The 3055-nt window shown below is 69.9% G+C and carries 3 protein-coding genes; 2 read left to right on the plus strand and 1 reads right to left on the minus strand.

Annotated features, from left to right (window positions below; genetic code table 11):
• Both UK23_RS47930 and UK23_RS47935 read left to right on the plus strand, forming a co-directional pair.
• A partial coding sequence (locus UK23_RS47930; protein WP_045318543.1) for an RICIN domain-containing protein occupies positions 1–731 on the plus strand: 731 nt, incomplete at its 5' end.
• Entirely contained in the window at positions 731–1987 is a 1257-nt protein-coding gene (locus tag UK23_RS47935) for a ricin-type beta-trefoil lectin domain protein (RefSeq protein WP_082115565.1), read from the plus strand. The genes UK23_RS47930 and UK23_RS47935, both read left to right, overlap by 1 nt.
• Positions 1988–1990: 3 nt before the next feature.
• Here the strand turns inward: UK23_RS47935 and UK23_RS47940 are convergent, their stop codons facing one another.
• Entirely contained in the window at positions 1991–3007 is a 1017-nt protein-coding gene (locus UK23_RS47940; RefSeq protein WP_045318544.1) for a LacI family DNA-binding transcriptional regulator, read from the minus strand.
• Positions 3008–3055 lie beyond the last annotated feature (48 nt).

A 3055-nucleotide genomic window follows, 5' to 3' on the forward strand; every position in this document is an offset into this window, starting at 1 on the left:
GCAGTGGCGGCAACGATCCCATCGCCTACATGGGCATCCACGGTGTGAGCGACAACGTGCTCAACATCGGTCTCGGCCGCGGGTTGCGCGACAGGTTCGTGCGCAACAACGGCTGCACCGCCCAGAACGCGCCGGAACCCCGTGCGGGCAGCCGCACGCACATCATCACCAACTACAGCGGCTGCCGCGCGGGTTACCCGGTGGTGTGGGCCGCGTTCGACGGCGGGCACACCCCCGGCCCGATCGACTCCGGCGGCGACGGCTGGCGCACCTGGACCTCCGGCGAGGCCTGGAAGTTCATCACCCAGTTCGACGGCGGCCCCGGCCCGACGACCACCACCACGCCGCCTCCCGACCCGACCACGTTCCGGCTGCGCGGCGAGGGCTCCGGCCGCTGCCTCGACGTGACCGGCGCGGGCACGGCCAACGGCACCCAGCTGATCATCTGGGACTGCCACACCAACGCCAACCAGCAGTTCAGCCAGAACGGCCAGGCGCTGCAGGTCAGCGGCAAGTGCCTGGACGCGCCCAACAACGCCGGTTCCGGCACCAGGGTGCAGATCTGGGACTGCCACGGTGGCGCCAACCAGAACTGGAACGTCACCGGCACCGGCACCATCACCAGTGTCCAAACAGGACTCTGTCTGACCGCGGGGGGCACGGGCAACAACTCGGCCGTGACCGTGGCGACCTGCCGGGGCGGCACCGACCAGCGCTGGGCCAAGGCCTGATGCGGGCCTCTCGTAGAAGGCGGTGGCTGATCGCGCTGGCCACCGCCGCGCTGACTTTCTCCGGTGTCGGCACCGCCGACGCGAGCAGCACGACTCCCGGCTGCGGCAAGGCTCCCACGCTCCAGAACGGCAAGCTGACGATCCAGAGCGGCGGGAAGAGCCGGCAGTTCATCCTGAGCATCCCGGACAACTACGACAACACACGCCAGTACCGGCTGGTCTTCGGCTTCCACTGGTACGGAGGCACTGCCGAGCAGGTGGCGGGTGGCGGCAGCGACGGCGCCGTCTACGCCCACTACGGACTGAAGCAGCTGTCGAACAACTCGACGATCTTCGTCGCTCCACAGGGGCTCAACAACGGCTGGGCGAACCCCGGCGGCGAGGACGTCAGGTTCGTCGACGACATGATCAGCCGGATCGGCGGCGATCTCTGCGTGGACACCACCCAGGTCTTCGCGCTGGGCTTCAGCTACGGCGCCGGGATGAGCGTCGCGCTCGCCTGCGCCCGCCCGGCCGTCTTCCGCGCGATCGTCTCCATCGCCGGTGGGGAGATCAGCGGATGCGCGGGCGGCACAACTCCGGTCGCGTTCATGGGCATCCACGGCATCAGCGACAACATCGGCGGTGGCCGGGCGCTGAAGGACAAGTGGGTCCGCAACAACGGCTGCACCCCGCAGAACGCTCCCGAGCCGGCCCGGGGCAGCAACACGCACATCACCACGTACTACTCGGGGTGCAAGACCGGCTATCCGGTGGTGTGGGCGCCGTTCGACGGCGGCCACCAACAGGGACCGGTCGACGGCTGCGCGGGCTGTGAGAGCGGTGCCCGCAGCTGGGTCAAGGGCGAGGTGTGGAAGTTCTTCACCGGCGAGACACCTGTACCGCCGACGACGTTCCGGTTGCGCGGCGAGGCTTCCGGTCGTTGCCTCGACGTCAACGGCGCCGGCACCGCCAACGGCACCCAGATGATCACCTGGGACTGCCACAACAACGCCAACCAGCAGTTCACCCTCGACGGCCAAGCACTCCGGGTGACCGGCAAGTGCGTCGAGGTGCCCGCCAACGCCGGCGCCGGTGCTCAGGCCCGGATCTGGGACTGCAACGGCGGCGCCAACCAGAAGTGGAACATCACGGGCACCACCATCACCAACGTCCAAACAGGACTCTGCCTCAACTCCACCAGCAACAACAATGGCGCGGCCGTCACCGTCGCGACCTGCAACAACAGCAGTGGCCAACGCTGGGCCAAGGCCTGACCGTCAGCCTGCTGTGCGCACACCCCGGAGCCTGACCGGTTCCGGGGTGCTCGCGCGCCGGCACAGTGGTGGCACCAGCACGACCTGAGACGGTTTCCTGCCGTCGAACTCCGCGACCAGGAGCTCCACCGCCTGCCGGCCGAGCTCCTGCGCGGGCAGCCGCACCGAGGTGAGCGACAAGCGTTCGGCGACCTCGTCGGCGCAGATCGCGACCACGGCGATGTCGCCTGGCACACGGCGACCGGCCGCACGCAGGCAGGCGGTGACCGCGCCGAGCGCCGTCTCGTTGTGCACGACCAGCGCCGTCGTCGACGGGTTCGCGCGCACCAGCACCTCGACCGCCCGCGCCACCGCGTCGCCGTCCTCCTCGACGGCCAGCGTGGTCGCCACGACACCCCGGCGCATCGCGGCCGCGCTGAACCCCGTCATCGTCCGGCGCGCGAAACCGGCTTCGCGGTACACCGCGCCCGGCGCGCCGAGGAACCCGACGCCGCGGTGACCGAGGTCGGCGAGGTGGTCGAGGCACTTCGCTCCGGCGGCCTCGAAATCCACGTCCACACAGGGCAGCCGGCTCGCAGCCGTCCGTCCGATCAGGACTGACGGGATGGACAGGTGCCGCAACGACGGCAGCCGGTCCTCCTCCAGCTCGGCGTCGAGCACCAGCAGCCCGTCCACCTGTGCCGCGTTCGCGATCCGCCGCAGTCCTGGCAGGCCGTCGTCCGCGGTCATCAGCAGCAGGTCCATCCCGAACCCGCGAGCCGTCGTGACCGCGCCGGCGACGAACCGCGTCACCGACGGCAGGTAGATGTCCGCTCGCGAGGGCAGCACGAGCCCGATGACGTTCACCCTGGCGCCGCCGGACGTCCTGACGGCCACCTGAGGCCGGTAGCCCAGTGCTCTCATGCTCGCCCGGACCCTGGACTTCGTGCCGGCCGAGATGGACCGCCTGCCAGTGAGCACGTAGCACACCGTGCTCGGGGCGACCCCAGCGTGCCGCGCGACCTCCGCGATGGTGACCACATCGTCTCCTCAGGGTTCGGGATGAAGGGAACCTTCATCAACCTCAGG

This window comes from Lentzea aerocolonigenes, assembly GCF_000955955.1.
Lineage (GTDB): Bacteria > Actinomycetota > Actinomycetes > Mycobacteriales > Pseudonocardiaceae > Lentzea > Lentzea aerocolonigenes_A.